Origin of the sequence: Luteimonas sp. gir (genome assembly GCF_037198055.1) — a bacterium.
Classification (GTDB): Bacteria; Pseudomonadota; Gammaproteobacteria; order Xanthomonadales; family Xanthomonadaceae; genus Luteimonas; species Luteimonas citri_A.
Window position 1 is genome coordinate 120,195 of sequence record NZ_JBBAXQ010000012.1, and the last position, 17,667, is coordinate 137,861.

The 17,667-nt window shown below is 64.5% G+C and carries 16 protein-coding genes; 14 read left to right on the forward strand and 2 right to left on the reverse strand.

The window, feature by feature from the left end:
- The first annotated feature begins 5 nt into the window (after positions 1-5).
- The 3 genes from WAF18_RS14625 to WAF18_RS14635 all read left to right on the forward strand — a co-directional run bounded on the left by WAF18_RS14625 (position 6) and on the right by WAF18_RS14635 (position 2,220).
- Positions 6-515 carry a hypothetical protein gene (locus tag WAF18_RS14625; RefSeq protein WP_337245746.1) on the forward strand — a complete coding sequence of 170 codons (510 nt, stop codon included), beginning with the start codon at positions 6-8 and terminating at the stop codon, positions 513-515.
- Positions 516-575: 60 nt separating this feature from the next.
- Entirely contained in the window at positions 576-1,124 is a 549-nt protein-coding gene (locus tag WAF18_RS14630; RefSeq protein ID WP_337245747.1) for a YaeQ family protein, read from the forward strand.
- A gap of 154 nt (positions 1,125-1,278) precedes the next feature.
- Entirely contained in the window at positions 1,279-2,220 is a 942-nt protein-coding gene (locus WAF18_RS14635; RefSeq protein ID WP_337245748.1) for a Fic family protein, read from the forward strand.
- Between the two features lie 114 nt (positions 2,221-2,334).
- Here the strand turns inward: WAF18_RS14635 and WAF18_RS14640 are convergent, their stop codons facing one another.
- Positions 2,335-3,525 carry an MFS transporter gene (locus WAF18_RS14640; RefSeq protein WP_337245749.1) on the reverse strand — a complete coding sequence of 397 codons (1,191 nt, stop codon included), beginning with the start codon at positions 3,523-3,525 and terminating at the stop codon, positions 2,335-2,337.
- 115 nt (positions 3,526-3,640) lie between these two features.
- On the opposite strand from WAF18_RS14640, the gene WAF18_RS14645 reads away from it, so the two are divergent.
- Both WAF18_RS14645 and WAF18_RS14650 read left to right on the forward strand, forming a co-directional pair.
- Positions 3,641-4,576 carry a LysR family transcriptional regulator gene (locus WAF18_RS14645; protein WP_337245750.1) on the forward strand — a complete coding sequence of 312 codons (936 nt, stop codon included), beginning with the start codon at positions 3,641-3,643 and terminating at the stop codon, positions 4,574-4,576.
- A gap of 183 nt (positions 4,577-4,759) precedes the next feature.
- Positions 4,760-6,961, forward strand: a complete 2,202-nt coding sequence (locus WAF18_RS14650) for a tetratricopeptide repeat-containing diguanylate cyclase (protein WP_337245751.1) — start codon at positions 4,760-4,762, stop codon at positions 6,959-6,961.
- Between the two features lie 46 nt (positions 6,962-7,007).
- Here WAF18_RS14650 and WAF18_RS14655 read toward each other — a convergent pair whose 3' ends face one another.
- On the reverse strand, positions 7,008-7,520 hold the full coding sequence (locus WAF18_RS14655; protein WP_337245752.1) for a hypothetical protein: 513 nt from the start codon (positions 7,518-7,520) through the stop codon (positions 7,008-7,010).
- Positions 7,521-7,848: 328 nt separating this feature from the next.
- On the opposite strand from WAF18_RS14655, the gene WAF18_RS14660 reads away from it, so the two are divergent.
- The 9 genes from WAF18_RS14660 to WAF18_RS14700 all read left to right on the forward strand — a co-directional run.
- Complete coding sequence (locus WAF18_RS14660) at positions 7,849-8,112, forward strand: YlcI/YnfO family protein (RefSeq protein ID WP_337245753.1); 264 nt, start codon at positions 7,849-7,851, stop codon at positions 8,110-8,112.
- Between the two features lie 161 nt (positions 8,113-8,273).
- On the forward strand, positions 8,274-9,266 hold the full coding sequence (locus WAF18_RS14665; RefSeq protein ID WP_337245754.1) for a restriction endonuclease: 993 nt from the start codon (positions 8,274-8,276) through the stop codon (positions 9,264-9,266).
- Between the two features lie 113 nt (positions 9,267-9,379).
- A complete protein-coding gene (locus tag WAF18_RS14670) occupies positions 9,380-12,391 on the forward strand; it encodes a type I restriction endonuclease subunit R (protein ID WP_337245755.1) in 3,012 nt (1,003 codons plus the stop codon).
- Positions 12,384-13,649 carry a restriction endonuclease subunit S gene (locus WAF18_RS14675; RefSeq protein ID WP_337245756.1) on the forward strand — a complete coding sequence of 422 codons (1,266 nt, stop codon included), beginning with the start codon at positions 12,384-12,386 and terminating at the stop codon, positions 13,647-13,649. Before WAF18_RS14670 ends, WAF18_RS14675 begins: the two co-directional genes overlap by 8 nt.
- The gene (locus tag WAF18_RS14680) at positions 13,646-14,839 is read left to right on the forward strand and encodes an AAA family ATPase (protein WP_337245757.1); all 1,194 of its coding nucleotides are present in this window, start codon (positions 13,646-13,648) and stop codon (positions 14,837-14,839) included. Before WAF18_RS14675 ends, WAF18_RS14680 begins: the two co-directional genes overlap by 4 nt.
- Positions 14,836-15,354: a zeta toxin family protein gene (locus WAF18_RS14685; protein WP_337245758.1), complete on the forward strand. Its 519-nt coding sequence runs from the start codon at positions 14,836-14,838 to the stop codon at positions 15,352-15,354. Before WAF18_RS14680 ends, WAF18_RS14685 begins: the two co-directional genes overlap by 4 nt.
- Positions 15,351-15,548: a hypothetical protein gene (locus WAF18_RS14690; protein ID WP_337245759.1), complete on the forward strand. Its 198-nt coding sequence runs from the start codon at positions 15,351-15,353 to the stop codon at positions 15,546-15,548. Before WAF18_RS14685 ends, WAF18_RS14690 begins: the two co-directional genes overlap by 4 nt.
- The gene (locus WAF18_RS14695) at positions 15,545-17,158 is read left to right on the forward strand and encodes a type I restriction-modification system subunit M (protein ID WP_337245760.1); all 1,614 of its coding nucleotides are present in this window, start codon (positions 15,545-15,547) and stop codon (positions 17,156-17,158) included. The genes WAF18_RS14690 and WAF18_RS14695 overlap by 4 nt, the downstream gene beginning before the upstream one ends.
- Before the next feature lie 291 nt (positions 17,159-17,449).
- Positions 17,450-17,667: DUF429 domain-containing protein (locus WAF18_RS14700; protein ID WP_337245761.1), on the forward strand; the 218-nt coding region annotated here is incomplete at its 3' end.

Sequence of the window (17,667 nt, forward strand, 5' to 3'; positions counted from 1 at the left end):
ACGTCATGTCCGCCCGTCGTCCTGCCAAGCCGCCCCACGATGCCCGTTTCGCAAGTGCCTATCCACCGGAGGTCGCCATCGCCCGGCTGGCCGCCGGGGTGCGGCGACGCGGCCTCCTGCCGCCGCGCGAGGAGGTCATGATCGGGCGGGTCAAAGAGCGGCGGGTCGTACTCGAGCGCCACGTCCCGCGCACGCGCAACGCCTTCAAGCCAGTGTTCGTCGGCCGTTTCCAACCCGCGGGCACCGGTAGCATCCTCGTCGGTCGCTTCGCCATGCACTGGAGCGTGCGCGCCTTCCTCACGTTCTGGTTCGGCTTCGCCGTGGTGTGGACGGGCGCCGTGATCGCGCAGGGGATCGCCGGCACACCGCGCGCCTGGCTGCTGCTGCCGGTCGGCATTGTGCTTGGGGGGCTCGGCGCCGGCCTCCTTGCGCTCGGTCGGAGCCTGGCGCAAACCGATATCGCCTGGCTCTCGGCCCGCATCGCCGCCGCGCTCGAGTCCCCGCCGGCCGAGTGATTGCACCGCACGCTGGGCGGCACGCGCCTACAATGGCAGGCCCTTCGAGTCGGCCTGCGCATGGCGCCCAACGCAACGATCTACCGGCTGGAACTGCAGGTCAGCGACATGGACCGGCATTACTACGCCGAGCACAACCTCACGCTCGCCCAGCATCCGTCCGAGACTCCGAACCGGCTGATGGTGCGGTTGATCGCGTTCGCGCTGTACGCCCACGAGCGGCTGGAGTTCGGCCGCGGCCTGAGCAACGACGAAGAACCCGACCTGTGGCTGCGCGACTACACCGGCGACATCGAGCAGTGGATCGATCTGGGCCAGCCCGATGAAAGCCGCATCCGCAAGGCCTGCGCCCGCGCGCGCAGCGTGGTCGTGGTGAGCTACAGCGGCGGCAGCGCCGAGATCTGGTGGAGCAAGCAGGCCGCCGCGCTCGCGCGGCTGAAGAACCTGACCGTCCTCGACCTCGACCCGGCCGATGTCGAAGCCGCCGTCGGTCTGTTGGAGCGCGGCATGCGTCTGACCGCGATGATTCAGGACGGCGAACTGCAGCTGATGAGCGACCGCGCCAGCGTCGCGCTGACGCCACGGGTACGGATGGCACCGACGGGATAGGGCGCACCTCGCGGTTGCGCGGAAGACGCATCGCGTATGCCGTGTGCGGTTGCGGCACGCCTGGACCTCGGGCATGGTCCACGTCACAAAGAACGCGCATCACAGCGGATATCGAGTGCCCGTCTACCAGCCGCCTTTTCAGTTGACCCACCGCATGACGACGGCGATCGCGAGCATCGCCGAGTTGCTCGGTGCGTGGAAGGCGGTCAACCAGGATGCATTGATGCCGGCGCTGCGCCGCGATAACCGCATCCGCACGATCCAAGCCTCGCTCGCGGTCGAGCAGAACACATTGACGATCGAGCAGGTCACAGCGGTGCTCGCCGGTCAGGTTGTCCTGGGATCGCCCCGAGAGATTCAGGAGGTCCGCAATGCGTTCGCGGCCTATGAGGCCATGCCTGGTTGGGAGCCGACGCGGTTCGAAGATCTGCTGGCCGCGCATGCACTGCTGATGGCCGGCTTGCAGGATGATGCCGGCAGGCTGCGCGCGGGTGATGTCGGTATCTACCGTGGCGAGCGGCTCATCCATATGGCGCCTCCGACCAGTCAGTTGCCGCGATTGATTGGTGACTTACTGGACTGGCTCGGCATGACCGATGCGCATCCGCTGATTGCGTCGGCTGTCTTCCACTACGAATTCGAGTTCATCCATCCGTTCAGCGATGGCAACGGGCGGATGGGGCGGCTTTGGCAGACCCTGATCCTGAGCCGTTGGCAGCCGATCCTGGCGTATCTGCCAGTCGAAACCGTGATCAAAGCCCGCCAACATGCGTACTACGCCGAATTGGGGGCAGCGGACGCAAAGGGGGATTGCTCGTCCTTCGTTGAGTTCATGCTCGACGCGATCGAGACGAGTCTGCAGGAGGCCGTCCAACCAGAAACGCCGGGGAAAACGCCGGGGAAAACGCCGGGGAAAACGCCGGACCGCATCCTCGACTTGTTGGTCGTCACGCCAACATTGTCGATTCCCGAACTTGCCGCGCGGCTCGGCAAGTCCGAACGTGCCGTTGAACGCGCCATTCGCACGCTGCGCGATGCCGGGCGCCTGGCCCGGATCGGCCCGGCCAAGGGCGGGCGCTGGCAGGTCCTGCGATAACGACGATCCGTGGCATCGACAAACGCGTCGGTGGCGATGCCGCGGATGCATCGTCATTGCGCAATGGCCTCGGTCATGCAGACAGACATCACCGCCAAACAGGTCCCGTCCTGCCTACTGCGTCGCGACGCCGCTGGCCCTGCTGCCACTGCGCCGGGTCCAGCCTTGCACCGCCAGCGCAAACGCCAGCAACACCAGCAGCGCGGGCACGAAGCTGCCCGGGCCCAGGCGTTCGAGCAGTAGCCCGCCGATCAGGCCGCCGCCGGCGATCGCCGTGTTCCAGGTCGTCACGAGCATCGATTGCGCGACATCCACCGCGTCGCCCGCCGCATGCGCCAGCGCGGTCTGGAACAACGTCGGCACGCCGCCGAAGGCCAGGCCCCAGAGCGCGACGGCGCTATAGACCAACGCCGGCGTGCCAACGACTGCGGCCAGCAACAACGCAGCCAGGCCGAACAGCAAGGTCGCCGCCAGTGTGAGCAGGCGCAGGTGGCGGTCGATCCACGTGCCCACTACGCCGATGCCGGCCAGCGACGCCAGCCCGAACACCAGCAGCACCCGATCCGTACTGTCGAACAAGCCTGCCGACGCCAGGAACGGCGCGATGTAGGTGTAGAGAATGTTGTGCGCCAGCACGAACGTCAGCACCAGCCACAGCACGGGCGCGATTCCCGGCAACCGCGCGACCTGCGCAAGCGGGCGACGTCGGCCGCTCGGCTGTCCCGCAAAATCCGGCACCTGCAGCCACACCCAGGCCGCGGCGATCAGGGCCAGCACGCTCATCACGCCGAAGCTGGCGCGCCAGCCGAGCCAGCCGCCGAGGAACGTGCCGGCCGGCACGCCCAGCGCCAGCGCGACCGGCGCGCCAAGCATCGCCACGGCGATCGCGCGCCCGGCCTGCGACGGCGGCACCAGGCGCGCCGCATAGCCGGCCAGCAGCGCCCACAACAGCCCGGCCGAGACCCCGGCCACGCCGCGCGCGAGCAAGGTCAGCGCGTAGCTGCCCGATAGCGCAGTGACGGTATTGGCGACCAGGAACCCCGCTATCGCAGCCAGCAGTAGCGGCCGCCGCGGCAGGCCCTGCGTGGCGGTCGTGAGCGGGATCGCCGTCACCAGCAAGCCCACGGCGTACACCGTGACCGTCTGCCCGGCCCAGGCCTGCGTGACCCCGAGGCCGGCGGCCATCTGTGGCAGCAGCCCGGCCGGCAGCGCCTCGGTCAGGATGGTCACGAAGCCGGCCATCGCCATGGCCAGTAACGGGCCGAACGGAAGCGGCGCAGGGGAGGGCGAAGGCGATGCGGACACGGCGCGGGCTCGGACCAGGACGGGGCGCCATCGTCTGTCGCCGTCGATTACAGATAAAGCGGGCTATAGTTCCTGGCTCTACGGACACAAACGTCCGGAATCGGGACGATCGACCGTGGACCGCCTGAGTGGCTTCGCCGTGTTCGTGCAGGTGGCCGAAACCAGGAGTTTCGTTGCCGCCGGGCGGTTGCTCGGCGTTTCGGCCTCGGCGGTGGGCAAGCGGGTCGCACGGCTCGAGCAGCGGTTGGGCGTGCGCCTGTTTCATCGCAGCACCCGCAGCATCACCCTGACCGCCGAAGGCGCGGCATTCCTCGAGCGCAGCCGCCGCGTGCTCGCCGAGATCGAGGCGGCCGAGCAGGAGATCGCCCAGGCGGCCGCCATGCCGCGCGGTCGCCTGCGGGTGAGCCTGCCGCTGGTCAGCGGCCTGGTGCTGCCGGCGATGGGCGAGTTCATGGGGGCCTATCCGGAGATCGAACTGGACCTGGATTTCACCGATCGCCTTGTCGACGTCATCGACGAAGGGTTCGACGCCGTGGTGCGCACCGGCGTGCCCAGCGACTCGCGCCTGGTTGCGCGTCATCTGGGCGACTTCGAATTGATGCTGGTGGCCTCGCCCGGCTACCTGGCCGAGCGCGGCACCCCGGCCACGCCGGAGGATCTGCTGGCGCATGCCTGCCTGCATTTTCGCTTCCCCAACAGCGGCAAGCTCGAGCCCTGGCCTCTGCGCCGACCGCCGGACGCAGCCGAGCTGCCACTGCCGGTGGCGATGATCTGCAACAACATCGAGACCCGCCTGTGCTTCACGATCCAGGGGCGCGGTATCGCCTGTCTGCCGGACTTCGCGGTGCGCGACGCCCTGGCCGACGGCCGGCTGCAGCGCGTACTGCCGGCGCATGCCGGGCGGACGGCGGCGTTTCACCTGCTCTGGCCGGCAAGCCGGCATCCCGCACCGAAGGTCCGCGCGCTGGTCGACTTCCTCGGCGCACGGCTGTTTCCTGCGACCGCGCCTGGTCACGATGCCGGCCCGTCCCCCGCGAGGGATGCAACGTGATGCATCCCACCTCCCACGCGTGACCATCATCACGTAATCTTCACCACAGGTCGGGCAGCCGCTGCCGATACGAGAAATCCGGGCAGTGCGACACCGCGTCGCAGACCGGGGAGGGCGATCGACGGCGGCGCGCCGGTCGGCCAGGGAACGCCAGCGCGCCAGTGTCTTGCTGGGGACCTGTCCATGTCGCATCGCGCCCGTTCGCATTCGTTGCTGTTGCCGTGGCTGCTTGCTGCCGCCGTTCCCTCACTGGCCGCCGACCCGGCAACCGCTGCATCCTGCACGACGCCGGACGACTTGCCGGCCTGCGTCACCGACCTCACCTCGCGCGACCCGGCCGCGGCCCTGCGCATCGGCGAACCCGCCTGGCAGGCGAGCGTGGCCGCTGCGCCAGATGTCGCGCTGGGCCTGGCGCTGGTCGACGCCGCGAGCGCCGCCGGCCGACGCGACGCCGTGATCGAGATCGGCAGCGCGCTTCGCACCGGCGCGCAATTGACGCCCGAGCAGACGCTGCGCCTGCTCAAGAAGCTCAACGGCGCCATCGGGCAGGCCCGCGATGCCGCGCGCATCGCCGAACTCGAAACCGAGACCGCGCGGCTGGAAACCCGCCTCGGCGGCGAGCAGGACCTTGCCGAACTGTGGCGGCAACTCGCTGCGTCCTACTACAACATGGGCGCGCAGGACGACGCCTTGCGCGTGGCGCGCATCGCGCTGTCGAAGGTGCCCACGCACCCGCATCTGGTGGAGTACAACGCCAACCAGATCGTCTTCATCGTCTCCGCCCAGCAGGGCCACATGCCCGAGGCGATCGAGGCGTTGCTGGAAGTCGAGCGCGTGGGCAAGGCGCTCAACCGCCCGGCGGACCCGGCCTTGCTCCACAACGCCACCGGCGTCTTCGTCTACGCCCAGGACTGGCCCAAGGCCATCGAGTACGGCCGCCGCGCGTTGGCCGCCTATGACGCCAAGCCGCGGCCGGGCCTGTCGCGCGCCGAGATCCTGAGCAACCTCGCTTCGGGCTACGAAGGCGCGGCCCGCCTGGGCCAGGCCGAAGCGCTATATCGCCAGGCACTCGACAGCGCACGCGCCGAAGGCGTCTCGCCGGTGGCGGCCCTCAACAACCTGGCCAACGTGCTGCGTCGGCTCGATCGCCCGCGCGAGGCACTGCCGCTGCTGCGCGAAGCCGCCACTGCGATCGAAGGGGCTGGCGACAACGGCGAGGCCGCCATCGTCTACTCCAACATCGGCGCCGCGCATGCGGACCTGGGCGAACACGAGGCCGCGGCCGTCGCGTTCGAGCGCTCGCGTGCACTGTTCGCGCAGTCCGACAACGTGCCGCGTCGGCTGGAGCTCTACCCGCGCATGATCGACACCCTCGATGCGCTGGGCCGCCACCGTGAGGCGCTCGCGCTGATGCGCGAATACAAGACGCTCAACGACGAATCGGTGAACGTCGAATCGCGCACGCGCATCGCCGAGCTCGAATCGGCGATCAGCCTGGCCCGCAAGGAGAGCGAACTGGCCGCCGTCGAGCGCGCCCGCGCCGACGAGCAGGTCGCCTTCGCCGCGCTGCAGACCAGCGAACAGCGCCAGCGCAGCATCGTCTACGGTCTGCTGGCGGCCCTACTGGCGCTGGGCACCTTTGTCGTACTGAAGCTGCGCGAAGGCCGCCGACGCCGCCACGCCAATGCCGAACTCGCCCGCAAGAACGTCGAGATCGAGGCCCAGCACCGCGAACTGGAACAGCTCAACGCCGCCATCCGCCGCCAGAGCGAAGAAGACGCATTGACCGGCCTGCGCAATCGCCGCTACGTGCAGACCTGGTTGGACACGCGCGTCGCCGCCCAGGCACAAGGTCAAGCGCAGGCACCGATGCTCGTCGCGCTGCTCGATCTCGACCACTTCAAGCGCGTCAACGACCTGCACGGCCACGAAGGCGGCGACCACGCCCTGATGCACCTGGGCGACATCCTGCGCGACTGCGGCCGCACCGGCGACGTCATCGCCCGCTGGGGCGGCGAGGAATTCCTGTGGATCTGCCCCGGCAGCACGTTGGCCGACGCGCCTGCGCTGTTCCGCCGCCTGCGCGAACGTCTGCAGGCCGAACCGCTGGTGCGCCCCACCGGCACCGTCGTGCTCAGCGTCTCGATGGGCGCCAGCCTGTTTCCCGCCCACCCCAGCCGCAGCGGCGACTGGCCGCTGAGCCTGCGCATCGCCGATGCCGCGCTGTACCGCGCCAAGCACGAAGGCCGCGGCCGCTGGGTGGGCTACGCGATCGCCGGCGATGGCCCGCTGCTGGCCGACGACGAACTCGACCTGGCCGTGGACCTGCTGGAAACGCGCGGGCGGCTGCGCCGGGTGGGGGATGTGACGCCTGTGATCGTGTGACGGGGCGGGCAGGGGTAGTCGACGCGGACGCCGCCACCCGGCGGTGTCAGTGACCGACCGGCGTCGCTGTCACTTCAATGGATGCATCGCCCTGCAGCCGCGCCACGACCTCGGCCGCGCGCGTGGGCTCATAGGCGATCGCGACGAAGTGCAGCACCGCGCCGCTGCCAGTGCGCTCAAGCGATGGTGGCGCATAGCTGGCCCCCAGCGCGGCGATGGCTGCGATGTCGGCCGCGTTGCGCGCGTGCACCGCTTTGCCCTCGACGGCATCGGCGAAGCGCGCCACCACGTCCGCCCACCAGTCCGCAGGTGCATCCGCACCGCAGGTCGACAACAGCCGGGCCAGGCCCGCCTCATCGCCCGCGGCCACGACCGTGCCGTCAGGCAGCGTAGCGAGCGCCCGCTCAGGCGCATCGAAACGGTCCTTGGCGAGCGCGGTATGGAACTGGCAACCGGCGTGGTCGAGGCGGGTGTTGGGCAGAATCTCGATATCCTCGCCGTGCGTGCCCGCAGCCGTGGCCGCCTCGAGCAAGGCATCGTGTCGGTCGGTGTGGTCCATGGTCGTATCCCGTGCGCAGGCGGTGGTGGCGAGCGACAGGAGCAGAGCGGAGCCGAGCATCCTGGCCATGTCAGGCGGGGTCATGCGTTGTCGCCGCGGGATCGCATCAGGCCAAGACCGGTGGAGCGGGCTTGGATGCACTGGACTGAGGTGGTGGTGGCAGGACGATTCCATACAAAGCCTCAAGGACGCCGATCCACTGATCCGTCCAGCAAAGGGGCAGAGGAAAAGCCACGAGCCATCTATGGTCGAAGGGGGCTGGGCAGGCCGCATCGCCCGGCGAGCGTGGATCGTGGATGATGGAGTCTACTGTCGCGCAGGACGCCGCATGAAGACCATGAGTCTGCCCTTGGCTCGTCTGGAACCCAGTCTTCGCAACGAAGTGGACGCCGTCCTCAGGGACGGGGAGACCTTTGACAGCTTCGTCGAGCACGCTGTGCGCGCGCAAATCCAGTTGCGTCAGCGGCAAGCGGTCGCCCGAAATCGGCCAGGCGGCAGCGTCCCCGCGCATGAAGTGATTCGCAGGCTCGAAGCCCGTCTGGACCACGCTCGCAGTAAGGCCGCGGGCTTTGACCCGGCCCGGGCCGAGTGATAGCAGCGCGCCTGGCATCGGCAGGCCAGCGCCCGCGCGCCGTAACCTCCAGCCCCGTGGAGGGTCAAGCGCAACCTCAAGAAAGCCGGCAGCGCCGTGTCGGCCGTGTGCGCTCGCCTCGCGAATGGGACAATGGGAATCGGTACAAAGGAGGCTTGGCAATGACCCGGATGTGGATGGTACGTGGCGAAGGCGGCAGCCTGTACGACGCTTTTCGAGAGCGCGGCGTGGTCGCGGTCGGCTGGAACCAACTGGCTGCGCACGCCAAGCCGGGCGTCGGTCGGCAAGAGCTGATCGCCCTCTACCAGGGGGTCGAGCCCCAGGTGAAGCGCGGCACCGCGGTGTCGGGTGCGTCCCAGGTCTGGCGCTTCGTCAACGACATCCAGAACGGCGATTGGGTCATCAGCTACTCGCCCGCCAACCGCCTGTACCTGATCGGCAAGGTGGCAGGCCCCGCGGAACACCACCCCGAATGGGCCGAGCAGGGCATGCCCCTGGTGCGCAAGGTGCAGTGGCAGAGCCAGGAACTGCCGCGCGACAGCCTGACCACCAGTACCAAGAACAGCCTGGGCTCAACGCTGACCTTGTTCGAAGTCCCCGCCAATGCGGCAACCGAAGTGCTGCAAGTCCTCAAGGGCAAGCCGGCGCCCAAGGTGGAGGACGAGACAGAAGATGTGGCGGCCGACCTGCTGGCCGACATCGAGTCCCAGGCAGTGGAGCGCATCAAGGACCGCGTTAGCGAACTCGACTGGGACGACATGCAGAAACTGGTCGCCGGCATCCTGCGTGCGATGGGCTACAAGACGCAGGTCTCCCCTGCCGGAGCCGATCGAGGCAAGGACATCGTGGCCTCGCCCGATGGCTTCGGCTTCGAACACCCGCGCATCGTCGTCGAGGTCAAGCACCGTAAGGGACAGATGGGAAGCCAGGAAATCCGCAGCTTCCTCGGCGGCAGGCACAAGGACGATCGCGGGTTGTATGTCAGCACGGGCGGCTTCACCAAAGATGCTCAATACGAAGCCGACCGCGCTTCCATCCCGCTGGCGATGTGGACGCTGGAGCATGTGGTGCGTGCGCTGGTTGAGCACTACGACGCAACGGATGCTGAGACTAAGCGAATCGTGCCGCTGAAGCGGCTCTATTGGCCGGCCTGAATCGCCGGGAGAACCTTTGTAAGACCAGTTCGAGCGCCTGGTAGGTCGCGCTAGAATGCTGCCTTCCTCTGCGCGTTCGCAGAGGTACTGCAAGTTGGTAAAGAGAGACCGCCATGAAAGTCAAGGAAAGTGCCATTGAGCAGGAACTCATCGACAAACTAGGCGAATTGAAGTACGTCCTGCGCCCCGACATCCGCGATCGCGCGGCGTTGGAAAGCAATTTCCTGAGCAAGTTCGACGCGCTCAACCGGGTCTACCTGACCAACAGCGAGCGCGCGCGCCTGCTGGAAGAGATCATCACCGCCGACGTTTTCATCGCGGCCCAGCGCCTGCGGGAAACCTCCACCTTCATCCGCGACGATGGCACCCCGCTGCACTACACCCTGGTCAACACCCGCGACTGGTGCAAGAACACCTTCGAGGTGGTCAACCAACTGCGCATGAATCACGACAGCAGCCATCACCGCTATGACGTGATCCTGCTGATCAACGGCGTGCCGGTGGCACAGGTCGAACTGAAGACGCTGGGCATCAGCCCACGCCGGGCCATGCAGCAGATCGTCGATTACAAAGCCGACCCTGGCAACGGTTACACCCGTACGCTGCTGTGCTTCATGCAGCTGTTCATCGTCAGCAACCGGATCGAAACCTACTACTTCGCCAACAACAACCCGCGCCACTTCAACTTCAGCACCGACGAGCAGTTCCTGCCGGTCTATCAGTTCGCCGACAAGGGCAACCGCAAGATCGCTCACCTGGACGCCTTCGCCGATGCCTTCCTGGCAAAGTGCACGCTGGCGCAGATGATCAGCCGCTACATGGTACTGGTCGCCAGCGAGCAGAAGCTTCTGATGATGCGGCCTTACCAGATCTACGCGGTCAAGGCCATCATCGACTGCATCGAGAAGAATGGCGGCAACGGCTATGTCTGGCACACCACCGGCAGCGGCAAGACGCTTACCTCGTTCAAGGCCTCCACCCTGCTCAAGGACAATCCGGACATCGAGAAGTGCCTGTTCGTGGTGGACCGCAAGGACCTGGACCGTCAGACCCGCGAGGAATTCAACCGTTTCCAGGAAGGCTGCGTCGAGGAGAACACCAACACCGAGACCCTGGTGCGCCGTCTGCTTTCCGACGACAAGGCCGACAAGGTGATCGTCACCACCATTCAGAAGCTGGGTCTGGCACTGGACGGCGCCAACAAACGCAACTATGCCCAGCGGCTCACGCCCCTGCGCGACAAGCGGATGGTGTTCATCTTCGATGAGTGCCATCGCTCCCAGTTTGGTGACAACCATCAGGCGATCAAGGACTTTTTCCCCAGGGCGCAGCTGTTCGGCTTCACCGGCACCCCGATCTTCGAGAAGAACGCCTCCAGCGTGCAGTGCGAAGGCGAGCACAAGCGGCTGCGTACCACTCAGGACCTGTTCCAGCGCCAGTTGCACGCCTACACCATCACCCACGCCATCGACGATCGCAACGTGTTGAAGTTCCACGTGGACTACTTCAAGCCCGAGGGCGAACGGCCGCCTAAGGTGGGCGATCCGCTGCCCAAGCGCAAGATCGTCGAGACAATCCTGGACAAGCACGACGCCGCCACCGCGCAGCGCCGCTTCAATGCCGTGCTCGCGACCGCCTCGATCAACGACGCGATCGAGTACTACGGCCTGTTCGACGAAGTGCAGGCCGAACTACAGGCGCGCGACCCTGACTTCCGCCCGCTGAAGATCGCCTGTGTGTTTTCGCCGCCGGCCCAGGCCGTCGCCGCCGAGGGCGGGGACGAGGCCGCCCGTAATGCGGCCGACGTGCGTCAGTTGCAGGAAGACCTGCCGCAGGAGCAGGCCGACAATCGCGAGGACCCGGATGGCAAGGCGGCGGCGCTCAAGCGCATCATCGCCGACTACAACGCCCGCTATGGCGGGAGCTTTCGCATCGGCGAGTTCGATGCCTACTACAAGGATGTGCAGCAACGCATCAAGCTGCAGCAGGTTCCCGATGGCGACCTGTCCGGCAAGGGTGCGGAGAAGATCGACATCACCCTCGTGGTGGACATGCTGCTGACCGGCTTCGACTCCAAGTACCTCAATACCCTGTACGTGGACAAGAGCCTCAGGTATCACGGCCTTATCCAGGCGTTTTCGCGCACTAACCGCGTGCTCAACGACTCCAAGCCCTACGGCAACATCCTCGATTTCCGCCGGCAGCAAACCCAGGTGGACGAGGCCATCACGATGTTTTCGGGCGAAGAAGACGAGCGCGCACGCAAGATTTGGATGGTCGACCCGGCGCCTGCGGTCATCGAGCAGCTTGGCGACGCCATGCAGCGGCTGGAGGCGTTCATGCAATCGCAGGGCCTGCCAAGCCGGCCCGAACACGTCGCCAACCTGCGTGGCGACGCTGCGCGCAGCCAGTTCGTCACCCTGTTCAAGGAAGTGCAGCGGCTCAAGACCCAGGTGGACCAGTACACGGACATCACCGCTGAGCAGCGGGCCCAGATGGATGCCGTGATCGCCCCGGACGATCTGCGCGCCTGGCGTGGCACTTATCTGGAAACCGCACAGCGGCTCAAGGCCCGACAGCAGGTGGAAGGCGACAATGCCCCGCCGGAAGTGCAGCAGCTGGATTTCGAGTTCGTGCTGTTCGCCTCCAACCTGATCGACTACGACTACATCATGGCCCTGGTGGCGCGCGACAGCAGCAAGTTGCCGGAAGAGCGCAGCATGACCCGCGAGCAGGTGATCGGCCTGATCCAGGCCGATGCCAAGTTCATGGATGAGCGCGAGGTGATCGTCGATTACCTGCGTGGCCTGCCGACCGACGAACCCTTGGACGAGGTCGAGATTAGCAAAGGCTACGAGGCGTTCAAGACGCGCCGCAATGCTGATGTGCTGCAAGCTATTGCCCAGGCGCACGGACTGGACCCGCTGGAATTCAAGGGCTTCGTGGACGAGATCCTGCGCCGCCGCGTCTTCGACGGCGAGGCGCTGAGCGCATTGATGGCGCCGCTGGGGCTGGGCTGGAAGGACCGCACCCAGCGCGAGTTGGCATTGATGGAAGACCTGACGCCCGTGCTGGAGCGGCTGGCGCAGGGGCGGGAGATTGCGGGGTTGAGTGCGTATGCGTAGTAAAAGAGATGGTGCTAAGGGAAAGCCGAAGCGCATTAAGGAGGCGCTGCCAAATCTACGTTTCCCCGAGTTTGTGGGGGCGTGGGCTAGTTCTCGGTTCGGGGATTTTTTCTCCTTCCAGCCTGGGTTTCCATTTTCGTCGAGTTACTTTAACGAATCAGGTGATGGGGCTAGGCTCATAAGGAATTCTGACTTGAGGTCGGACGAGCGAAAAATTTATTTCTCGGGATCGTTCGACGGTCGATTTGTTGTCGAGAATGGAGATGTTCTTGTAGGGATGGATGGTGACTTCTCGCCTCATGTTTGGCAGCGAGGACGCGCTTTGCTCAATCAGCGTGTTGGGCGCGTGCATGCAAGAGAAGGCGGAGTTATTGAGTTCGCTCCGTATTTTCTCGAAGGCCATCTTCAGGAAATTGAGCGGAGCACGGCGCAGACGACAGTTAAGCACCTCTCTCATTCTAAGGTTGATGAGATATTTGCGCCCCTGCCTTCCACTTCTGAGCAGAGGAAAATTGCTAGTTTCCTTTCCTCGGTCGATGAGTTGATCGTGGCAGAAAACCGCAAGCTCGACGTCCTTAAGTTCCACAAGCAGGGCATGATGCAGCAATTATTCCCCGCCGAGGGGCGTAGTTTGCCGCGCCTTCGTTTTCCTGGATTTAAGGGGGGGTGGGGCGTCGCAAAGCTGGGTGAGAAGTCGAACGTTATTCGTGGTGGTTCGCCGCGGCCAATTGATAGCTATCTGACGAGTGAGGAAGATGGGCTTAATTGGCTGAAAATCGGCGATGTTGACAAGGGGTCCAAGTACATCGAGAAAACAGAAGAGAAGGTCATCCCCGCTGCACTCGGGAAGACAAGGCAGATCCATCCTGGTGATCTCATTCTCTCGAATTCAATGAGCTTCGGTCGGCCTTACTTATCCAGGATCACTTGCTGCATCCACGATGGTTGGTTGGCGGTCACGGAAATTAACAAACAACTTGCGCCCGATTTTCTTTACTACGTGCTTTGCTCCGGTTCCAGTCAAGTCTATTTTCAGAGCTTGGCGGCTGGTAGCGGTGTCAAGAACTTGAATGCCAATACCATCAAGCAGCTCCCGGTGTCGTTTCCGAGCCTCGCAGAGCAGATGGAGATTTCTGATTGCCTTTCCTGCCTCGATGACCTGATTGCCGCGCAGGTTCGTGGCATCGCTACTCTCCAAAAGCACAAGCGGGGATTGATGCAGGGGCTTTTTCCGGCTGTGGAGGCAGGCATCACATGACCACCCGCACGTTCGCCGATCTGCCCGCACTGGCTGTACACCTGCGTAAGGAGCTCGATGGCGCCGAAAACATCTCAGGCAAGCGCTTTGTACTGCTGTATGCACATAACGGCGTCGGTAAGACTCGGCTTTCAATGGCCTTCAAAGACCTCGGTCGGCAGGGCGAGGCGCGTGACACGCTGTACTTTAATGCCTACACCGAGGATTTGTTCAGTTGGGACAATGACTTGGACAACGATTACGACAGAAAGTTAGTTATTAATGCGCGCTCGCGTTTCTTCGATGGGCTGGACGAGATGGACATGGATAACCGTATTCGCCCGCTACTTTCCCGTTATGCGGATTTTGACTTTAAGATTTATTTTCAGGATGACAAAAAAACGTGGGAGGTTCGCTTCTACCGACGTGACTTTCCTGACCAGCCGATCAAGGTCTCGCGCGGTGAAGAAACCATGTTCATCTGGTGCTTCTTTCTGGCCGTAATGCAAATGGCAATGGATGGTGCAGTCGTCTATCAATGGGTGAAGTACATCGTCATCGACGATCCCATCTCCTCGTTGGACGAGCACAACGCCATCGTCGTGGCCAATCATCTGGCCCAATTCCTGGCCCGGAAGGATCACGGCATCAAGACGGTCATCTCCACGCATCACCCACTGTTCTTCAACGTGCTTTGGAACGAAGTCAACGGCATCGACAAGAGGAAGAAGTTCTCGCCTTGTCTGTTGTCTCGGGATCGAGCGACGGGGGAGTTCGCGTTGACCTATACGGGCGACACACCGTTCTTCCATCACCTGGCACTGCTGCAGGAGCTATGCCACGCGCGCGCCTCGGGGCAGGTCTATACGCACCACTTCAATGCATTGCGCAGCCTGCTGGAAAAGGCGCAGATCTTCCACGGTCACGACAAGTTTTCGGTGTGCATCAGGCAGGACGCCAGCGACGACCCGGATGCGACGCTGTACGGCCGTGTGGTCAACATCATGAGTCACGGCAACTACTCGTTCTACGATCCGGTGGAGATGCTGCAGGAGAACCGCGAGCACTTCGAGAAGGTGTTGGATGATTTCCTCGCGTTCTACCCGTTCAACAGAGCCTTGTTGCCAGACATGGAGGGCGTCCAAGAAGGTTCTGCGGCGGTTGAAGCCGACGGTGCCGGTGCGTCCCGCAATCAGGCGCGGCTGCAATGACCAGACGCATCATCATCATCTCCGGCCCCAATGGTGCCGGGAAGACCACGTTCGCCCGCGTCTTCCTGCCGGAAGTTGCGCACTGCCCACGCTTCATCAACGCCGATCTGATCGCGGCCGGGCTGTCGCCGTTCGCGCCAGAGGCTGAGGCGGTCAAGGCCGGGCGCCTGATGCTGCAGGAGATCGACGAATGCGTGCGGCGCGGCGAAAGCTTCGCCTTCGAGACCACGCTGTCCGGCCTGAGCTATCGCCGGCACATCGACCAATGGCGGAGGCTCGGCTACCACGTCAGTCTTTACTTCCTGTCGCTGCCCGACATGGAAGCCGCCATCGGCCGTGTCGCCGAGCGGGTGAAGCAAGGCGGTCATGACATTCCGGAACCCGTGATCCGGCGCCGCTTCGCGGCCGGCTTGCGCAATTTCCATCATCATTACAAGGCCCGAGTGGATGCCTGGGCCTTGTACGACAATGCCGGCCCGGAGCCGGTGCTGCTGGAGTGGGGAGAGAACACATGAAAGCCAAGGACCTGTCCCAGGCGAGAAGCCCGGAACTGCGCGCTTCACTGGCCGCATTGCGGCGCGCGGCCGCGCTCGCGCGCCGGACCGCGATCCAGACCGAGACCGATCTGCTGGTGGTGAAGGACGGTCAACTGGTCCGGATTTCCGCCGAGCAACTGCGCCAGGACGAGACGAAAGCGAAAACGGCATGACCCACGACGAAAAGAACGAACTCGGCAAGCTCCTGTGGCGCATCGCCGACAAGCTGCGCGGCAGCATGGATGCGGACGATTTCCGCGACTACATGCTGGCCTTCCTGTTTCTGCGCTACCTGTCGGACAACTACGAGGCCGCGGCGAAGCGAGAACTGGGCGAGGACTATCCCGAACTGGAGGAAGGTGACCGGTTCGCACCGTTGTCGTTCTGGTATGCCGACAACGAGGACGACGTGCCGGCGTTCGAGAAGCAGATGCGCCGCAAGGTGCACTATGTGATTCCCCCGGATTACTTGTGGTCCAACATCGCCGACCTGGCGAGGGAGCAAGACGACAATCTGCTGAGCACGCTGGAGGATGCCTTCAGGCATATCGAGGAAAAGTCGTTCGAAAGCACCTTCCAAGGGCTGTTCTCCGAAATCAACCTGAACTCGGAGAAGCTTGGCAAGACGCGCAAGACACGCAATGACCAACTCATCAAGATCGTGCGGGAGATTGCGAAGGGTCTGGCGCAGTTTTCCACTGACAGCGACACCCTAGGCGATGCCTACGAGTACCTGATCGGCCAGTTCGCCGCCGGCAGTGGCAAGAGTGCCGGCGAGTTCTACACGCCGCAGCCGATCTCGGACATCCTCTCGGCCATCGTCACCCTCGACGGGCAGGACCCGGCGGCGGGCCCGCGCGAGCACTTGGACCAGGTGCTGGACTTCGCCTGCGGGTCGGGGTCCCTGTTGCTCAACGTGCGCAAGCGCATGGGGCCGCATGGCATCGGCAAGCTGGTGGGGCAGGAGAAGAACATCACCACCTACAACCTGGCACGCATGAACATGCTGCTGCACGGGGTGAAGGATTCGGAGTTCGAGATCCACCACGGTGACACGCTGCTCAACGACTGGGACTGGCTGCGCGAATCCAACCCGGCGCGCATGCCGCGCTTCGATGCGGTGGTGGCCAACCCCCCCTTCAGCTACCGCTGGGAGCCCAACGAGGCGCTGCGCGAGGACATGCGCTTCCGCAACTACGACCTGGCACCCAAGTCGGCGGCGGACTTCGCCTTCCTGCTGCACGGTTTCCACTACCTGAAGGACGATGGCGTGATGGCCATCATCCTGCCCCACGGCGTACTGTTCCGGGGCGGCGCCGAGGCGCGCATCCGTACCAAGCTGCTCAAGGACGGCCATATCGATACCGTGATCGGGCTGCCGGCCAACTTGTTCTACTCCACCGGCATTCCGGTCTGCATCCTGGTGCTGAAGAAGTGCAAGCAGCCGGACGACATACTGTTCATCAATGCCAGCGCCGCGGAAAACTTCGAGAAGGGCAAACGCCAGAATCACCTGCTGCCGAAGCACATCGAGAAGATCGTCGACACCTACCGCCACCGGAAGGAAGCGCCGCGCTACGCCCGCCGCGTGGACATGGCGGAGATCGAGCGCAACGGCTTCAACCTAAACATTTCCCGATATGTCAGCACGGCGCAGGCGGAGGAAGAGATCGATCTCAAGGCCGTGCACGCCGATCTCCAGAAGATCGAGAAGGAGATTGCGGAGGCGAAGCAGCGCCACAACGCTTTCCTGGCGGAGTTGGGGCTTCCTCCTTTGCCTTGATCCGATCTTCTTCTGAGATGGCTCGCTTGGTCAGCTTCGCCTTGTCACGCGCAGCGGCCGGCGGGTCGATGGTTAGCTCGTCGGCCAGTTGCATCAGATAGAGTAGGGCGTCGGCGATCTCGTCGGCCACCTTGGCTTGCGCCCTCGTCGAGCTCGCGGCTCAGCGCCTCGGTGAGCTACTGGAAGTGCTCCAGCACTTCGGCGGTCTCGATCGACAGCGAGGCGGCCAGGTTCTTGGGGCTGTGGAACTGCTCCCAGTCCCGTTCCTGAGCGAGGGCGTGCAATGGCGGCGTGCGGATAGCCGAGGGGAAGAAGTCAGAAGCCGGAGCCGCGAAACGCATGCAACTGTTGTCGGCGGTCTTAGGCACACAGGTCGAGGCCCTGTTGGCCGCAGTGCCACGACGCATGGCCGCGCGCGACGACGTATTGGATGCATTGGTTGCGCTGTGGTCTGCCGAACGGGTCGCAGCGGGCATTGCGTGTTCGCTGCCGTCACCACCTGGGCAGGA